At 40.3% G+C, this 19,640-nt stretch carries 11 protein-coding genes; 3 read left to right on the top strand and 8 right to left on the bottom strand.

Annotated features, from left to right (window positions below):
* Positions 1–874: 874 nt before the first annotated feature.
* The 8 genes from DPX34_RS15450 to DPX34_RS15415 all read right to left on the bottom strand — a co-directional run bounded on the left by DPX34_RS15450 (position 875) and on the right by DPX34_RS15415 (position 10,818).
* Positions 875–1,336 carry a hypothetical protein gene (locus DPX34_RS15450; protein ID WP_157964751.1) on the bottom strand — a complete coding sequence of 154 codons (462 nt, stop codon included), beginning with the start codon at positions 1,334–1,336 and terminating at the stop codon, positions 875–877.
* Positions 1,337–1,778: 442 nt separating this feature from the next.
* On the bottom strand, positions 1,779–2,486 hold the full coding sequence (locus DPX34_RS15445; protein WP_111979347.1) for a VC0807 family protein: 708 nt from the start codon (positions 2,484–2,486) through the stop codon (positions 1,779–1,781).
* A 414-nt stretch (positions 2,487–2,900) separates the two neighbouring features.
* Positions 2,901–5,813 (bottom strand): glycoside hydrolase family 2 protein, encoded by a 2,913-nt coding sequence (locus DPX34_RS15440; RefSeq protein ID WP_111979346.1) that lies wholly within the window; start codon positions 5,811–5,813, stop codon positions 2,901–2,903.
* Between the two features lie 218 nt (positions 5,814–6,031).
* Positions 6,032–8,293: a right-handed parallel beta-helix repeat-containing protein gene (locus DPX34_RS15435; RefSeq protein ID WP_198673723.1), complete on the bottom strand. Its 2,262-nt coding sequence runs from the start codon at positions 8,291–8,293 to the stop codon at positions 6,032–6,034.
* Positions 8,294–8,665: 372 nt separating this feature from the next.
* Complete coding sequence (locus DPX34_RS15430; protein ID WP_198673722.1) at positions 8,666–8,863, bottom strand: hypothetical protein; 198 nt, start codon at positions 8,861–8,863, stop codon at positions 8,666–8,668.
* Between the two features lie 330 nt (positions 8,864–9,193).
* Positions 9,194–9,637 (bottom strand): hypothetical protein, encoded by a 444-nt coding sequence (locus DPX34_RS15425; protein ID WP_198673721.1) that lies wholly within the window; start codon positions 9,635–9,637, stop codon positions 9,194–9,196.
* Between the two features lie 75 nt (positions 9,638–9,712).
* A complete protein-coding gene (locus DPX34_RS15420; protein WP_111979344.1) occupies positions 9,713–10,159 on the bottom strand; it encodes a GDP-mannose mannosyl hydrolase in 447 nt (148 codons plus the stop codon).
* Positions 10,160–10,305: 146 nt separating this feature from the next.
* A complete protein-coding gene (locus tag DPX34_RS15415) occupies positions 10,306–10,818 on the bottom strand; it encodes a DUF2937 family protein (protein WP_111979343.1) in 513 nt (170 codons plus the stop codon).
* A gap of 128 nt (positions 10,819–10,946) precedes the next feature.
* Here DPX34_RS15415 and DPX34_RS15410 point away from each other — a divergent pair, with 128 nt between their 5' ends.
* The 3 genes from DPX34_RS15410 to pbpC all read left to right on the top strand — a co-directional run bounded on the left by DPX34_RS15410 (position 10,947) and on the right by pbpC (position 19,619).
* A complete protein-coding gene (locus DPX34_RS15410) occupies positions 10,947–11,753 on the top strand; it encodes a phytanoyl-CoA dioxygenase family protein (RefSeq protein WP_232824764.1) in 807 nt (268 codons plus the stop codon).
* Between the two features lie 479 nt (positions 11,754–12,232).
* Positions 12,233–17,248 (top strand): alpha-2-macroglobulin family protein, encoded by a 5,016-nt coding sequence (locus tag DPX34_RS15400; protein ID WP_111979341.1) that lies wholly within the window; start codon positions 12,233–12,235, stop codon positions 17,246–17,248.
* Entirely contained in the window at positions 17,235–19,619 is a 2,385-nt protein-coding gene (gene pbpC, locus DPX34_RS15395; protein WP_157964750.1) for a penicillin-binding protein 1C, read from the top strand. The genes DPX34_RS15400 and pbpC overlap by 14 nt, the downstream gene beginning before the upstream one ends.
* The last annotated feature ends 21 nt before the right edge of the window (positions 19,620–19,640 follow it).

The raw sequence follows: 19,640 nt of genomic DNA, 5'->3' as shown, positions 1-19,640 counted from the left end.
TTTTTTGGAGGCGTAGATAGTGTGGAGCAAGCATTAATAACAAACTTTATCGAACATGTCTCAATAGCAGCCCAGAGTTTGTTCGTATTATCTAGGACACTCGCCGAGTTAATAGCACCATAACGTTATAATGTTACCAAAACCTGAATACCAACTTAACGAACTTGTAGAATTAATCGTTTTTATGGTTATTCAAATTGCTACATCTTAGCGTAGCGGTCTTGATGATTTTTTTAAGAGCTGACTTACAGTGAATAATAAGCCAATGTGATGAAATCAAAATGGACTTATTTAAATGATGGTTTAGGCCCAGCTAAAGCGAGCACAACCAAACCATGTTGTAGACCGGTTTAGGCGCGAAGCGACGTAAGCCGGATAGCTAGAAACGTCACATAATGTGTATTAAATAATGGTGCCTTACGCCACTTCGTCGCTAAAGCACCCTACCTGAGATCGTTTGATTAGTTTAGGCCTAGCTAAAATGAGCACAACCAAACCATGTTGTAGACCGGTTTAGGCGCGAAGCGACGTAAGCCGGAAAGCTAGAAACCCTACACAATGTGTATTAAATAATGGTGCCTTACGCAACTTCGTCGCTAAAGCACCCTACCTGAGATCGTTTGATTAGTTGGAGTCTGCAGTATCGAGCCTGTTTTAACCCGCTTTACTTAGGTAATATAAAATTTACCAACCTAAACAATCAAAAACGTAGAGCATCAGCAATGATGAAAATAGCCACGCCTAAAACGCGTATTTAAAACCAGAAACGTGAATAAATAACGCGATCAACCAACTAACTTATCAAACAGAATGCAGCCAAAATCGGTTAAATTTGTCTTTTCTTAAAGTGGATGCCCCAGATAGTTGCAGATAATCAATTTGCTGACAAAAATGGTTTAGAATGTTTAGAAAACTCAATTTGTGCATACCGCCAGTCTGTGCTCCACAGAACGCCATTGGTTTTGTCTAAGTTATTCAAAATAACGTTAGACTTAATAGACCCAATCGGTTGAACAGCAAATGCAAAATGAATTTTCAAGAGGCCATCTTTCCATTTCTCTTTTGGTAACAACTTCCCCCTAAGATGCTGCCCCGAATGGTATGTTGATACCAAATAACGGTTCCCAACTACATATTCCAAGTCATCATTAATTGTCTCTTCAAAAATTAGAGGAGCTTGGCCAAAGTGATTTTTTATCAATTTAAATTTTAATTTACTAACACCTCCTCCGAGGTCACTAATGACTCTTGACTCAATCAACTTAGCTTCAAAAATATTTGATAATTTTTGGCTATAACAACAAGCTATTGAATTTGAGGCAAAAAACAAAAGCAAAACACAAAAACCCCTCATAAAAACCTCATAAATAAACTAAAAATAGAACAGAATGTAATTTCTTAATCACATGCGTTAATTGCAATTACATAGTTCAGAAATCGTCAATGTTGAAGTGGGATCGTCATAAGTAAGAGTCAAAACATGATAGTCATCTGCTAGCGTCAGTGAATAAACACCAGTTCCATTAGAGTCTACCCAACCACCTAAACTTTAGTCTCATGCAGGACTGTCATCGATAAACCCTACATATTGTGTATTAAATAATGGTGCCTTACGCCACTTCGTCGCTAAAGCACCCTACCTGGGATCATTTGATTAATTGAAGTCTGCGGTATCGAGCCTGTTTTAACCCGCTTTACCGCGTTAGGACACTCATCGTAACGGGCTCTTTCGAGGCGACTCTATTTAATTTAAATGCCATGATGACTCGCTTTGGAAATTAATCCGTTTTCAGCATTTGCTCAAATTTTAATCCGGTTAATTGCGTAATCACTTTAACAACGTAATAAAAAATGCCAAGCATCATTAATGTTGAAGGTATCGCAATGACGGGGTAACTGATAAAGGTCATTTCACCTAGCTGTTCATTAAACTCAACCGTGCCGGCAGGGCTAGTCACTATCCATTTTGCTAACACGTAATTCATCACGGCAGAAAAGGCAAATGTCATTGCTAAAATATGATTTGCGCGGTTAATTTTTTGCTTAAATTTTTCTGCATTATTTTTTGCATCTAATGCATCATATATATCGTCTAGTTTAAACAGAATTGAATTGAGTAATACTTTGGCTAATAGCGGCTTACTAAAAAAGCCAGACAGTAATACAATAACCCCAATCGTGGCAGGAATAGCGGCCTCTTTAATGGCTAACCACTCTACGTCGAGCTCAAATAATGCAATGCCCCCCGTTAATAACGTGCTTAAAAAACCCAATAACGAAATAAAGTTTAACGAGCGAACTTTAATAAAATCATACAGTGCGTAGCCAACAGGAAAGGCCAATGCCACTAGCAAACCATTCACTGTGCCTAAATGCTCAGGCCCTGACAATTTCATTAAAATAACGGAAGGAACCACAATATTAAATATGAGTTCGATAAGCGGGTTGTTCTTTTTTTTGTCTGTATTCAGGTTTGCTGTTGTCATTGGGTTTCCATAAGTATTAGGTATTTGCATGCTCGCCCAACTCAAGCGATAAAGCTTAAGGCGCAAGCATTAATTATGCGAATTCAAGTGGCTATCAAAAATCTATTAAGCCATAAATGATTGGCGTTTTTCAATCTATTTTGCCATTGATGCCTTATTAAAACGCGTACTCAAAATAAAGCCGGCTCAGTGAACCAGTATTTTCCAGTGACTTGAAGGCACAGCTCACTTAATAAAAATGAGCTGTATTGTCATACTTGGCCGAACTTTATTAACCTCAACTAACCGCAAACACTACCCAACACAGCCCAACACAGCCCAACACAGCCCAACAAGGGTTAATTTAATCACTTGAATTAACCATCTGAATTAACCACGTGAAGGGCGAGTTAACATTAGCTCAAGTTAGCCACCTTACTCATATAAAATAACCGGTGCGGTTTGGCCTACTACCCCTGCCACATCTATGCTGGCAATGCGCAAATGGGGCGCATTTAGCAAATTTTTATCATTCACAATAATGTATTCTGAATAAGCTAAAGTGGTGTCGTGCGTTATTTCGCCATTAGGTGTTGTGGCGGTTACACGATAACCCGTTGCACCCGCAACTGGGGTTAATTTTAACAATAGGTAGTCTTTTGCTTTAATCGCGGCCACATTGTTAGGTGGCAAAATACCTTGGTCGCTGCGTAATTCAACCCGATATTCATCACTCCACTCACTATCCACACTGCCGGTTACTAAGCGACGCATTCTGAAAAAATGCGGTTTACCCGCTTTAATTGCCGGTATACGCGTGGCACCACGCACATTGAGTAAAAACTTTTCAGTATATTTGCCTGCGGCTAAACCATATTCAATTTCGTATCGAAAATCTTTTCTGTGCACAGAAAATCCAATATGAAAGGCATCTTTTTTACCTTTAACGGCCCAAATTATCGGCGGCAATTCATCTGGTAATGCGGTGGCTGCACCTAACTCAACCACAGAATGCCCCAAAGCATTTATGGCATGTAATTCAAGCTGATAATTCACGCCCGATTCAATTCCACTCACTTCTGCAAAATCATTAATGGTTGTTTTACCCATGACTTTAGTGCCATCTGGTTTGATTGCAACAAGTTGATGCTCGGTTGCAAGAGGCGATTTTTCAAAGGTTACGCGTAAAATATCTAACGATGAAAACACACTCTTCACTTTAGCTTTTGCGGGTAGCTGTGCGTAATGCGCGACTTCTTTTAATACAAAACCAGAAGCATCTAACAAGCTCACGGTTAATCTAGCAAAATCGACCCGAGTGTTAATTAAACGTTCAAGCTCGCTATCGCCAGGGGTGATTTTAGGTAACTCAATAACGCCAGCATCTAATAAGGTTCCCTCAGCACTTTCTGCCGCCCATGCTACTCGGTAATCGCGCATAATAAATGCCGGAAAAGTTTGCCATGTTCTTGGAGTTATTTTTACCTTAAAAGCATTTTCCTGCGCGATTAATTCCATGGTTTCTACTGGCGCATTAAAATTTTGAATGCGTTTAAACGAACGTTTCTTTTGACGGTAAGACGTTAATACACCCCATGCTCTATTTTGCGAATAATCGGTGGTCCACGACGCTTTATCGTCTATCCAATCGCTGCGATAATCGCTAAAGGCAAAGTGAGAGGTGCCTATTAAGTATGGATATTTGCGTAACGATCCAAATAACAATTCGGGATCTAAAATGGATTCATTAGGGTCTACCCCATCTAGATTAGTGCCTATTTCAGAAAAGAATATAGGCTTGTTTGGGTGATACTCGTGTACAACTTTTAAGCGCGCTTCGTGATCGCTGTATTTGTTAAACAAAACAATATCTGAAAATTGAGTTGGATCACTTTTTTGATAGTCAGCCGAATAAGAAATGTAAACACCAAGCCGGGTCGGATCTAATTGTTTGGCGTGTTCAATTGCCCCTGAAACATACTCAAGCACTTTAGGATTTTTTTTAAGATCGCCAATTTCGTTACCCACGCTCCATGCAATCACGGAAGGATGGTTATAGTGATCATCGATTAAACGGCGTAACCATTCTTTAGGTAATGGATGGTCTGGATCAACTAACCTGTCTTTACCCCATAAGCCAACTTCTTCAATTAACAAAAAGCCCACTTCATCTAAATAATCAACATACTCTTTAGGTAAAATTGGGCCAGATAAACGCGCCATGTTGCCGTTTAGCGATTTTAATAAATCGACATCTTCTTTTATGCGCGATAAAGGCAAGGCATTACCGTCAAATCTATCTTCAGGCACCATGTTAAAACCGGTTAAGCGCACTTGTTCGCCGTTTAAATATAACGCACTTTTGTCGACTTCAATTTTGCGAATGCCAAAACGGTCTGTCAGTTGATGAATGCGTTTATCATTGTGGATTAAATCCACTTCTACATGATAAAGATTGGGGTGGTTAAAATGCCATAATGCAACTTGCTCTGCGGTAAGATTAAAATGATTATTAAAAATCGCCTCACCAACAGAAGACACAGCTTGGGTCGCCCCTTGCGTTTGTTCAAGTACCAACTCACCTTCACGCATAATACGAATGTTAACCGACAATGGCTTTGCGCTTTCAAGACTAGATACTTTGGTTTTTATATCTAACGTTGCGGTGCCTGTATCGAGATCAGGCGTTGCGGTAACATACACCCGCTCAAGGCGTGTTTTAGGTGATATTTCAAGCGAAACCGGACGACGAATGCCACCCCAATTCCATACTGCACCGCGTTTAAATCGGTTGTTTACTTTAACAATCAAATGGTTCGTTTGGTCATAGTTAAGACCACTGGTTACATCAAATTTAAATGATAAAAAACCCAAGTTGTTTTCACCTAAATACTGGCCGTTTAGCCATACTTCAGCATCATGATAAACGCTTTCGAAAACCAAGCGAATTTGTTTATCCGACCATGCTGAGCTGGGCACAAACGCATGGTGATACCAAGCGGTGCCAGTGTAGTTATTGTATCTGTCGTAGCTATCCCATACACCCGGTACCGCAATTCGATCCCAATCACTTTTATTTAACGTGTTGGCATACCATTGTTCATCTACGCCTTTATTATGCGGATCAATTTTAAATCCCCATTGCCCCGCAAGCGACACGTCTGTTGTTTGTATTGTTTGTATTGTTTGTGCTGTTTGTGTTGTTTGTGTTGTTAAAACGGCAGGCTCGTTAATGTCGATTGCCGGCGATGTGTCTTTTGAACCACATGCACTCAGCAAAGTGGTGGTTAACAGCGCCCCTAACATTATCCCTATGGGTCGGGCTAAATATAAATGGGTCTTGCTCATTCTTTTTCTCCAGTTAGCAATGTCTGAAATAGTTATTGTGTTCAGCTTGCTGTGTTGACACAAAAAAATAATGAACGCCCTCTCTGCACCGGACAGTACAAAGAGTCGACGGCAAGATTGCCTGCAATTAAATAAAAAAAATGCTGCTCACTTATAAAGTGAACAGCATTTAATGTTATTGGCTTTATTGATAAAACCGACTAACGATGCGTAATAAATTACTCTTGCATAATCGCGTTAACACCGGCGGTCCAATGAGTTTCGCCTCGCTCATAGGCACCTACATCGGCTGCATTACCCGTTATTTTTTTATCAAAACCACTGATATCAATTGCGGTATCAATTAATACGCTGTTTTCTTTAGGCATAAAGTTATGGCCTGACGCATCAACAAAAGGTGACTCAGCGTTAATAATGTTATTTTTTAAATCGTATGCGGCAGTATCTAACCAAGCCACTTTACTTGAGTAGTTGTTCCATACTCGATTGTCTTGCTGCGTGTAGCCGTTTACCCAAGCGTCCATCGCATTACCGGGGTTCCATAATGTGTTGTGGTACATATCGTTTTGCCAGATAGCCCAGTTTAATTGTAAACCTGACCACATAACATTCCACACTACGTTATGATGTACGGTGTAACCTTTACTGTTATTATCAAGGTATATACCCGCGGCACGTCCGTCGGCATAATCAGGGCCGGCAAAATCATGAAACCAGTTATGATGTATTTCAGTATGCCTTAAATCACTGTTACCTACGGTATAAAATACGCCACCATCGTTATTAATAAGCATACCTTGTGATACATCGTTATAGGCGACTTCACCATTTTTTCCCGAATAATAGATGCCATCACGCCCAACATGAGAGATCGTATTTTTAAGAATTTTCACATCATCTGCGCCCGTTCTAATGGCAGATGCGTGCACACCCACGGTATTAAAGTAACGAATAAAATTGTTCTCTATAATTGACCCCACACCTCGACCGCCCCAGGCTGCAATGTTAATTGCAACAACTGAACCGTGCTCAATGGTATTACCCGCGATCGTAGCATGATGGCCATTAACATGGATCGCACCATCTGCCACTTGAGCGTCGTTGTTATCTAATTCATCTAATCGTTGTTTACCATGAATGATGGTATTGTCGGTAACCCGATTATAATTACCCTTTACTTCAATCCCTGCACCAAATAGGTTTAATGCTTTAACTTCAAGGTAATCACCGTCTAATACAACGGCACTTTTTCTAACCGCAACTTCTACGCTGTTGTTTGCAGGCATGCTGCCATCAGGTGTTTGAAAATATAAGGTCTCGGTTGTTGAGTCGTAATACCATTCACGCGCGTGGTCTAATAAGCTTAAGCGGCCAAAAACAAATAGTCGTCCGAAGTTATTATTTCGAAATAGGCTTGGGTTATGCGGATTAAATGGCCATTTATTGATATCTATTTCGGTGTAATTGATTTCACCCGCTTGTTGGCCGGTTATCTCTCTTGTCCAGCTGGTGCCAGAATGCGCCCCTAAATACCAAACGTAACCACCGGTTAAATCATCGGGCAAATTGTCCATTTTAATTGTTGAACCCGTACCCCCTTTAATCACTTGTGCGTCTATGGTATACGGATCATTATCGGTGTTATTAGGCCATCTGGCTAAATCCATTAAATCGCCATTAAAATAAACCTGATTGTGTACATCACCCAAATCCATTTTAACATTGGCTTTGTATATATTGTCTTGATGTAACTGCCAGTTATTAACGTATTGCGTACCTTTGATATACACTTTTTCGCCATTAGCGGCTTTAAATAATACAGGCTTGTCGGCACTACCCTGTATTTTTATATTCAACGTTTCGGTGTAAGTGCCGCCTTTTATAATCGCCGTATCACCGGCCGACATTACCGATACCGCTTTGGCAAACGTCGCAAAAGGCAGTGATTCACTACCGTCATTAGTATCACTACCGGTTAATGAAACATAATAAGCATCATCGGGGTGCGCATCAGGACAGCCATTATTCGCTAAAGTGCCTTTTTCAGCAGCACAAGCATCAACGGTATCGGCGATACCATCAAAGTCGCTATCAAGGGCTAATGGACAACCATTATTAACTTCAAACCCTTTTTCGTTAATACATTGGTCATTTGTATCTGCAATACCATCTTTATCGGTATCAACTTCAACCACGATGGCAGGACACCCATCGTTCTCGGCTATACCCGCAGTATTCGGACATTGATCTAATCGATCAGCAATCGAGTCATTATCGCTATCGACATCTGGACAACCATCATTAACCGCTAAGCCCGAAACATCAGGGCAAAGATCATCTTTGTCTTCGATACCGTCTTTATCTTTATCGGTTTCAACAACTTGTCCCCCGGTGTTATCAGTTGGCGTATCGCCACCTCCACAACCCACGATAAAAATAGCACCACATAACAATGTTATTATTTTTTTATATTTGAACAAAACAAACCTCATTTAACGTTAACCATGCGCCATTTGTTATATTTTTTCGCATTAATTATTAATAAAAGGTAATCATCACACCTTACATCACAAATAATCAACAATTTACAATGAAATAACAGGTAATCATAAGTAAAAATTTAAATTTATTTACAAATAATTTATTTATTAGAAAGTGAAGAGCGTTTTGGTATAAATATGAGGTAGGTTACTTAAAATGAACTCATCATAAAGAGTCCAGCATTTGTTCTTTGTATCGTAAATCGAACAAACACAAAATAGCGTTGAAAAAGAATTAACTACTTATAAAAATAGGTTGATAAGAGACCCACTATTAAAATATAAATTAGCGGGGCCTCAACAGGCTTTATGTTATTTTTTAAGGGCACCGATTACCGGCACATTCATTAAAAAGTGATTCACTTGTTTTGCCACGGTGAATAATGCTTTAGATTGGGCTTCTAATTCGGCTTTTTTAACAGTCTCGGAAAAGTTTTTATCTTGGTCATTTTTTTTAGCCACAAAATCTTGAGTACTAACAACCGATTTAGTAATAATGCCAGAACGCACATCGAGTAAAACAGCTTCAACTGAGCAATAAGCACGAGTTTCATTAGGGTCGATAAAACGATATTTATACCCAAGTCACTTCAATATGCACGTTCAGAGCCCTTGAGCGATTTTAATTCTAGGCGTATTAATGCAGGAATGTAGTCCCCTTTCAAGTTAATACAACAACGAAGTAAAAGCGCTCAGGGGCTCCGTCCCGGTGGGTTTTAAATTGATTTATGCTGTGTTAAACAGGCTTAATTTAACCCGTTAAACTTGCACCTGCTTGCCGTGCCTAAATCAATTTAAATTCCCACTGAACCCTGCATCTTGAAGTCACTTGGGTATATTCTATGAATTACAAGATGTTCGATACGCTAATAACAAGTCAGCTTGAAACCGAGCGGCAGCTTCGCGCAATATCGGTAAAGAGCGTTTATTCGACACTAACATCGCTGGTAAAAATGAGGCATCATATACCCGATTAGACGACCGCAATTCGGCCACAAAACCATCGGTGAGTGAAGAGGTTAAAGCCGTAAAATCGTTTGAATAAAACCGCCAATTCTGATCTTGGTTTAATTTTAAAATAGCGATCCTATTTTGAGTGGGTAACTTAACTTGATAATTTAGTAGATCATTAATTTTTTTGTCGCTATCGCCTAATAAAGCATCTGATTCTAAGCCTTGAGCTTGCGCCTGATTAGCATAATAATTTTTAGGTCGATCAACTGAACTAACCGTGGTGCATGCACCTAATAAAACACTTAAGCCGATTGTAATAATTTTTTTCATTGTGTGTTATTCCTTAACTTTATGCTAATTCGCTGCATTAACTCGCATTAACTCGCATTAACGGTTTTCACTGTTTTATAAAAAATAACGTTTAGTATTGTGATGCACTAAGTCATTTTTTAATAATTCGTTTTCAGACAACCAGTCGATGCCTGAATGTTGAGAGTCAGTTTTAATTTCAATATTATCCGGTATGATTATTTTATAACCTAGCGCTACATAGTGTGTGTTAATGCCTTCTTTAGCATTAAAGTTATCATCATAAATATGATCGTAAGCCCCTAATAATTGAGCTTGGGTTATATCAAGCTCAATGCCCAATTCAACTAGCGAAATACGCTTAAAAGCGTGGGCTAATGTTTCATTTTTGCGTATTCGACCACCAGGCACAAACCAAAACCCTTGTGCCGGTCGATTATTGCGTTTACCTAATAGGTATTTCCCATTACTTGTTTCAACAATTAAATCAATTGAAACTAAAGGGGTCGCATCGATTATGTTTAAAAATTGATTTGTATCCATTTTTAACTCGCTAGCGTAATAACATGCTCGAACAAGGTATTCTCAAATAACACCGTCTCAAATAACACAGAAATAATCGCGCTATTGATGCTGTTATCTATTGTATGAATGAGTAGAAAGAAGAGTAACTAAAAATACAAAAACCTTCAAATACCCTCTGTCCGATTCGTTCTATTTTTACCGACAAACAATAATTTAATCAAACACATAATCAACGAACTTAACAATAAAGCACTCAAAAAACTGTAGCCTACCTCTTTAATATTTAGTGGAATACTCGGCTTAAGTTCCCTAACCACTTCTCGTAAAACAGGCCACCTTTGTGGATGAAAAATATAATGTGTTTTTTCAAAAAAAGTGCCCTCTTTTAAAATACGTATCGCTTGTATAAGCTCATCATATTCTTTTAACGTGGCTTCTTTTTGTTGTGCATCTGTTCTGACCGCTGGGTTTTCATTTTGCTTAAACTCATCAATCATCGCTTGCACATTTATATATTCATGCATTTTGGCGTTTTGTTTCCACCCCTCAACTTGCACTTGAGTTGCTTGATAATAGCCATTAACAAACTGCAAATATTCGTTTATCAATGTAGGTAGTTGAAAAAAAGACAGTAATAGCACCGTGAATAGTGTTTTATCTAATACATTTAAAACCACGTTTTACTCCAATTTAATGATCTCGCTATCACGTTTGCTCGGGTATGCGCACTTCTTTAATTGATAACGATGCGTTAAAATTGCTCATCAACATTAAGCATACAGCGAATAAACAGGAACCATCATTAGTGGTCAGTCAGCAAACGCAATACAATCACGATTATAACGAGCAAGGCTATTTTGTGGTTAGAGACTACCTAAGTGCCGATGAAATTTCATCACTTCGAAACGTCATTCTTAAATTTCATCAACTGTGGCAGCAAGACAACGCACAATTTTATCAAGAAGAAGCTTTTAATTCGTCATTAATTACCGGTAGCCAATATTTAGCCTACGACGACCGATTAGCTTTATTTAACTTTATTGGCTCAAAAAAATTAATGCAATTAATCGATGCCGTGATCCCCGCTACCCCCGCATTTATGAACACTCAACTCTTTTTTAACCCAGTTAACCCGCAACTTAAAGATTTTTGGCATCGTGATTGCCAATATGATTACGATATTGAAGGGCAAAAAAAAGTCATTAAAGAAACCCAAGTTTTGCACCTACGCGTTCCGCTTTTTGATGAGCTTGGCATGGAACTCGTACCCGGCACGCACAAACGTTGGGATAATGAAGAAGAATATAATGTGCGCCAAGAAATCGAAGGCAAGTTAAGCAGTGATGATCTATCTACTGGGCATAAAATCCCTTTATCGGCAGGTGATATATTGGTTTTTTCTGCTGATATGATCCACCGTGGTTTATACGGCTTAGATCGTTTAGCGCTCGATATACTCATATTTGATTCAGTTGGTAATTACGTTGACTACGTCGATGACGACTGTTTACCTGAACAATCTATGATCGAGCACATTGAAGACCCAAGGTTATTTATTAATACGTTTGATTTAAAAAAAATGTCGAATCACGAGTTAGCCGATGCAACTTGAATTTAATTATACCAATTCATATAAATAAGTGATCTCTCAGAATGCATCCAGCGGTTTTTGAACAAGGCGTCGGTGTACAGGAATGGTTGTTCCCTTTCAAATACCGATAACGCAGGTCAAAAGCCGCTGGGGCATTCCTTTCAGGCGAGTTTTAAATGCGCTTGCTCTGTGTTGCTCGAACTCAAAAGAGCACCACTATTCTTTCATTCAAGCGTCTTGATTAAGCGCATTTAAACGCTCGCTGAGTGGGCACTTATTATTACGGATTGGTATTATTGGTCTGTGACTTAAATCAGGCCCAAAATCCCAAAAAATTTAGCCACGATTAAACAGTGCCATAATTCGTCATTTTTCATCCCTGCTTTCGCCACTTTTTAATTTTATTATCTATTTTCGAACTTGGATATATCCTGACCTAAGTTGGGTATATAATCGCGCGTAAATTTGACAAGGCTCAGCGGCAGCTGAAAGGAAGCTTAATGAATAATATAATAACTACACTCATTATTTCATGGATATTACTGCTCAATGGTTGCGGTAACGATGACAATACAGCCAATAACGATAGGGTTGAAAACCCAAATACAACAGAAAAGACGCAAAGCCTATCGCAGCAAAAAACTAAAACATCGACCCCTATCGCGGTTACATCAAATGAACCTAGCGAACCTCAATTTAATCGCGAACAAGTGTTAGCCGATTATGCACAAACCCCTCTCACTATTTTAGATGTATCTGAACGCAATAAAGACGGGCGTAATTCAATTGCGATCACGTTATCAGTCCCTTTAGACCCAGCTCTTAACCATCAAAAATATTTTAACGTAAGCGCAGCCAAACAGGGCGCAGTTGAAGGGGCATGGGTGCTGTCTAATTCGGGTAAAACAATCTGGTTTCCTTATGTAGAACCCAATTCAGCTTACGACATTACTGTTTATCAAGGCTTAACCGCCGCGAATGGCAAACGCTTAAATAAAACGCAACACAATAACGTTAAAACCAGTGAATTACAGCCGAGTGTTAATTTTGATACCACGGGGGCATTTTTAACCCAAGGTTTGGGCAATGGCTTGCCCGTTGTTACGGTTAACGTTGCAGAAGTCGATATTAATTTTTATAAAATCGAAACCAGCAAACAACAATCGTTTTTACAGCAAATATCAAATCGACGACGCTATTGGGCAATAGACAGGATCACGCAATTTGGTGATTTGGTTTACACCGGCCGATACGCACTAGACGCGCCTAAAAATACGCGCGTTAAGCGCAGTATCGATATTGAAGGTATTAGCCAACTTAAAAAATCCGGTATCTATTTAGCGGTGATGACCGAAGCCGGTACATACAAAAAACATCAAATGATGTGGTTTTCGGTTACCGATATCGGTTTACATGCTCGATTTTACGATAACCAACTCGATGTTTATGCCTCATCACTTAAAACCGGAAAAGCACTCGAAAACGTGAATATAAGCTTCGTTAATAAAAAAGGCGAAATATTACAACAAAGCTTAACCTCGCCTGACGGCCAAGCGTCTTTTGCTAAAGGTTTAAGTCGTGGCCAATTAATTATTGCTCAGCATGACCAAGACTTATCCGTGATCGAAATGCATAAACCGGCTTTAGATCTATCTGAATTTGATTTGGGTCTACGCCCAAGCAAACCACAAGAGCTATTTATTTACGCGCCACGAGATTTATATCGTCCCGGTGAGGTTATCGATTTTAATGCGCTATTACGCGATGCTGATGGTCAACTCACGGCGACCCGTACCTTAAATGTAACCATAAAAAGTCCAAACGGCACTCAAGTTAAAACATTTAAATGGCAAGGTAATGAGCAAAACTATTATCATTACCTATGGCAAATTCCTAGCAGTGCCGCGGTCGGTAATTGGCAACTTCAAGTCAATAATATAAGCTCAAAATCGTCTGTATATCATTTTAAAGTAGAAGAGTTTTTGCCTGAACGTGTAAAACTCACGTTTGACCCTAACAATCAATTAAACCGCCCCCAAGTTAATAAATACGGTACGTTTGATATAAAAATATTGGGTGAATACCTTTACGGTGCGCCGGCTTCAGGCAACCGAGTATCAACCCAAGTTAACACCACTTTGTGGCGTAATCCGGTCGAAAGCCTACCCATGTTTGAATTTGGCGATATTCGTCAAACTGAATACACCAAGCGCTTTAATATTGATGACATCAGCCTTGACGAAAATGGCTACGGTAAACTGAGTTATGAAGGCGATTGGGGCCAACTCGTTAGTCCATTAAAAGTTATGTTTATTAGTAGCTTATATGAAACGGGTGGCAGACCAGTTTCACGCACTTTCTCAGGGTTAGTCTGGCCCAGTAAAACGTTATTAGGCATACGTTCAAGCTTTGGCGATAAAAACCCAGAAGCTAACTCGAAGGTCAGTTTTGATATTGTAAGGTCATCAATTGATGGCGTTAAGCATGTAGCCCGTAATGTAGATGTAAAACTGATCCGCGAAGACCGTCGTTATTTTTGGGTATATTCAGAAGCCAGAGGCTGGCATTATGAGTGGAATGATAATGAATTTGTTGAATTAACAGCCTCTATTGATATCAACCAAGGTGAACACAGCACCGTAGAATTTCCGGTTGCGTGGGGTAATTATCGACTAGAAGTGCGTGACCCGACCAATCAATTGTTTACCTCCACCCGCTTTTACGCCGGCAGAAATTGGTATGAAAACTGGAAAAAAAGCCAATCTGGCAGCGGGGCAGCTCGCCCAGATAAAATTACATTAGCTTTAGATAAAGGCGCTTATCGAGCCAATGAAACCGTAAACGTTAACGTAGTGCCCCCCCAAGCCGGTGAAGCCATTATTATGGTCGAAGGCGACAAACCACTTTGGTTAAAAAGACAATACATACCCGCCGAAGGGGCAATCATAGCGATCCCAGTATCAAGTGATTGGACACAGCATAATTTGTATATTAGTGCCGTGGTTTTACAACCCGCTGAACGCTTAAAGTCGTTAACGCCTAAACGCAGTTTTGGGCTAATACACCTACCACTTGAGCGTAATCATCGTAAATTAAATATTGCATTTGATGTGGTCGAGAAAGCGTTACCAAATAAAACGTTACCTGTAAAAATTAGCGTTACATCCAATAATGAGAACCCGCATAGCCAACAAGATACTCAGGGTGAATTAATTAAACCACAACAAGTGTTTGTTACGCTTTCAGCAGTTGATGTTGGGGTGTTAAGCATCAGTAATTTTGATACACCAGACCCATTTGACGCTTTTTTTGGCCAACGCCGCTACTCCGTCGATTCGAGAGATGTATATAACAAAGTCATTGAAATCAGCCAAGCCGACAATGCACGTTTACGTTTTGGTGGCGATCGCGATCTAACGCGCGGCGGCCAAGCACCGCAATCCGATGTGCAAATTGTTTCTTTATTTAGCGGTTTAGTCACGTTAAACGAATTAGGCGAAGCTACAATACCGTTAGCCATACCCGACTTTAATGGTCAATTACGTTTAATGGCCTTAGCATTTTCTGATAAAGAATTTGGTCATGCCGAGCAAGAAGTCACGATCGCCGATAAAATTGTGACTCAAATAGCCATGCCACGCTTTTTAGCCATGGGCGACCACACCACAGTTGCTCTCGATGTCAGTAATTTAAGTGACTTTACTCAAGTGTTAGATGTGAGCTTAATCGCGACGGGTCCTGTTAAAGCACAAAATAAACCGCAGCAAATCACCTTAAAAAAAGGAGAAAAAACGACGCTCCGATATGCAATAGAAGCCACCGGCTTTAGTGGTAACGCCCTGTTCACGCTCAATATCAAAGGTGACAATTTAGAAGACGATATCGCGCGCGATTGGTCTTTAGGTTTACGGCCTCCCTACCCGGCGTTATTAACGCAAACACAAAAAATATTAAATACCGGTGAAACACTTGCCTTAGATAAAACGCTTATCGATTCACTTCATCAAGAGACCGTGCAAGCGGCAATATCAGTTTCTTCTAAAGCTAATATTGATCTGCAAAGCCAACTTAATCAATTATTAAGATACCCCTACGGATGCTTAGAGCAAACGAGCAGCCGTGTGTATCCGCTGATTTATGCTACATCAGACAAGCAACGATTAATGGGGCTTAATAGCGTTAACGAAAGTATGCGCATCGACATGATCAACAAAGGTGTTGAAAGGCTCGCCACTTTGCAGCTCAATAATGGCGGTTATGGGTTATGGAGCAATAAATCCAGCGAAGAACACTGGCTAACGGCTTATGTTGCCGATTTTCTGGTAAATGCACGCAATATGGGCGTTAACGTACCTGACGATATGTATGCCAAAACCTTAAAACGGTTAAGACGATATGTTAATCGCAGCAACAAAATGTTTAATGAACGTTGGAGTCAAGATGCCAATCATTATAACTTTGCTTATAAAGCCTACTCAGCCTATGTATTAGCCAACCTAAACCAAGTTCCTTTAGGCACATTACGTAGTTTAGCGCGTCATCATAGCTCACAAGCCAGAACCGGGTTATCACAACTGCATTTAGCGATTGCGCTGCTTAAAATGGGCGATTCAAAACTCGGTAACAAAATATTGCTTGATGCATTGTCTAATTTACCGCAAAAAAGAAAAGAGTATTGGGGTGATTATGGCAGTCACATTCGTGATTTAGCCATGATGATACACTTAATGTTAAAACACGAATTGGCCGAAAACAAAGCCATCGAATTAAGCTATACACTGGCCGATATTATTAACCAACGCCAGTATTTGAGCACACAAGAACGCAATGCCTTATTTTTAGCGGGGTTATCGTTAAAATCGGTTGAAGGTCATGTGTGGTCAGCTAATTTATTAATCGGCGCTGCTAAAACTCAAATTAACCAAACGATTGCTTACCAACACACTTTAAACGCCGAAGCGATTAACCAAACCGTTGAGCTCACGTCTACTCATGATCAACCGTTACTGGCCAGCATGCGAGTATCGGGCTATAGAAAAACACCACCACAAGCGAGTGCAAACGGGTTAAGCATTCAACGTAACTGGCTAACACTGAAAGGCGAAGAAGCCGAGTTATCTCAAGTTCAAGTCGGTGACTTATTTATTGTTCATTTATACATTACCGCCGAACAACGAACCCCAGATGCACTTGTGATCGATATGTTGCCAGCCGGTTTTGAGCTCGAAAATCAAAATTTAGCTCACGCAATAAAACTGGATGATATAAAAATAGAAGGTAAAAATATTGACCAGTGGCAACAGTATAACCCGCCAAAACATCAAGAATACCGTGACGATCGTTATGTAGCCGCCGTCGAAGTAAGAAAGCACAACGCAGTGAATTTATTTTATATGGTTAGAGCCGTTACACCCGGCGTATATAAAGTACCTTCGCCTTTAATTGAAGATATGTATCGCCCTGAGATTCGAGGCATTGGTGATACGAGCGGCGATATTAACATTGTTCAAAAATAAACATGCATTGCTGAACAATGTTAAACAAGTGGGTAGCGCAATTAAGCGTTACCCACTGCTTACGTTATTCATATCAAGCCTGTTAATATTGGCTTGGCTAGATGCTCAACACCCACTTTCTTTACCTAATAACCAAGGGGTATTTGCTCGAGTCGTGGTCGACGAAAACAACCGCCCTTTACGTACGTTTGCCGATAACAATGGTATTTGGCGTTATCCAATCGACTTATCAACCGTATCGCCTTTGTATATTGAAGCATTATTAAATTATGAAGACCGTTGGTTTTGGTATCACCCTGGTTTTAATCCATTATCGTTATTAAGGGCGGCTGGACAAAATATAATTAACGGCCGCATTGTGTCGGGAGGCTCCACGCTTTCTATGCAAGTCGCTCGTATATTACACCCCCACGAACGAAGTTTATGGGGCAAAACAAAACAAATGTTCAGAACCTTACAGCTAGAATGGCATTTAAATAAAACACAAATCTTACAGCTTTACCTCAACAATGCCCCTTTTGGCGGCACAATCGAAGGTGTACAAGCCGCCAGTTACACGTATTTAAATAAATCGGCCGTAGAACTCACCCATGCAGAAGCGGCATTATTAGCGGTATTACCCCAAGCCCCTACACGCTACCGCCCCGATTTACATCATAAAGCAGCCCAAAAAGCGCGCGATAAAGTATTACAACGGCTAGCGGACTTTAAAACATGGTCACAAGAAACTGTCGACGATGCAAAATTAGAACAAGTGTTTAGTTTTAATTATCGCCCAAATCAGTTAGCGCCCTTATTATCTCGACGTTTGCTAAGCCAACACCCTAACAAGCCGGTCATCAGAACAACCATTGATCGTGATTTACAACAAAGCCTGCAAGATACCTTAATGGCATATATGCAAAGCTTACCTAAACAAACTTCGGGTGCCGTTTTAGTTATTGATAATAAAACTGCAGCCGTAAAAGCGTATTTAGGCACCGCCGACTTTGCCAACGCTAGCCGATTTGGCTATGTCGATATGGTGCAAGCAATACGATCACCCGGCTCTACACTCAAACCGTTTATTTATGGTTTAGCCATTGACGACGGATTAATTCATTCGCAATCATTATTAGCCGATGTGCCTCGCCATTGGGGAACCTACAGGCCCTCTAATTTTAATGGCGCATTTAACGGCCCGGTTTCAGCCAGTGATGCATTGCAACGTTCTTTAAATATGCCAGCCGTTGATTTACTTGAACGATATGGTGTAAAGCGTTTTGTCGGGCAGCTCGCTAACGCAGGGGTTCAACTTTCGATCCCAAACCAAGACCCCAATTTAGCCATTATTTTAGGGGGGTTAGGCACATCATTAGAACAACTCGTGCAAGGCTACAGTGCTCTAGCCAATCAGGGGCAAGTTAAAACCTTGCGTTATTTAAAACATGAATTAAACATGGACAAAAATACACGTCAGTTATTATCACCTGCCAGTGCGTGGGTGATACAAGATATTTTATCGGGTATTAGTCGACCAGGTAGTATCCAAACATTAGCGGCCACCCGCCATAAAAATACATTTGCATGGAAAACCGGTACCAGTTATGGCTATCGAGATGCATGGGCGATTGGGGTTAATAAAGACTATACGTTTGGCGTTTGGTTAGGTCGGCCCGATGGCACCGCGGTACCCGGCCATTATGGACGCATAACCGCGGGGCCATTATTGTTTAATGTCGCCGATCAATTAAATATTAACGCCATGGCATCTGCCATTAATAAACCTAAAAATGTTGTATCTGAGATCATTTGCTGGCCTTTAGGTATTCGCTTAACCGATCAAGACTCCACATTTTGCCAGCAAAAAAAACAAGCTTGGATCGTTGATGAAGTCGTGCCACCCACCTGGCACATAGCCGATTCGGATGCTTGGCAAGGTAGCTTGTTTTCATTTTGGTATAATCCGCAAAATAATCGCCGCGTGTCGCTCGATTGCCCCGTACCCAACAAACAACATAAGCAAATTGCCATCTGGCCTAAAGTGCTTGAACCTTGGCTTAATGCTAAAGCCAAACGCGCAACACTGATCCCCCCCGTTGATCCTCAGTGCAACAACACGCTGATCACGCCCAGCAGCACATTAAAAATTATCGGCATTGAGGCCAATAGTATTTTTAAACAATCGGGTAATGATTCTGCATATCCTAGCGTTTGGTTAAAAACACTAGGCGGTGATGGCGTTAAGCATTGGTATATTAATGGCGAATATAGTTATGAGGCAATGCCAGATCAAAACGTTGAGCATGTATTACGTAATAAAGGCGAACAACAAATCGTCGTGCAAGATGAGCAAGGTAATAGCGACATGATTACCGTTTATTTTCAATAAACTGCGGTACACAAAAACAAA

The sequence above is a fragment of the Algibacillus agarilyticus genome (assembly GCF_003286125.1).
GTDB classification, from domain to species: Bacteria; Pseudomonadota; Gammaproteobacteria; order Enterobacterales; family Alteromonadaceae; genus Algibacillus; species Algibacillus agarilyticus.
This window is presented reverse-complemented; position numbering and strand designations above follow the sequence as displayed.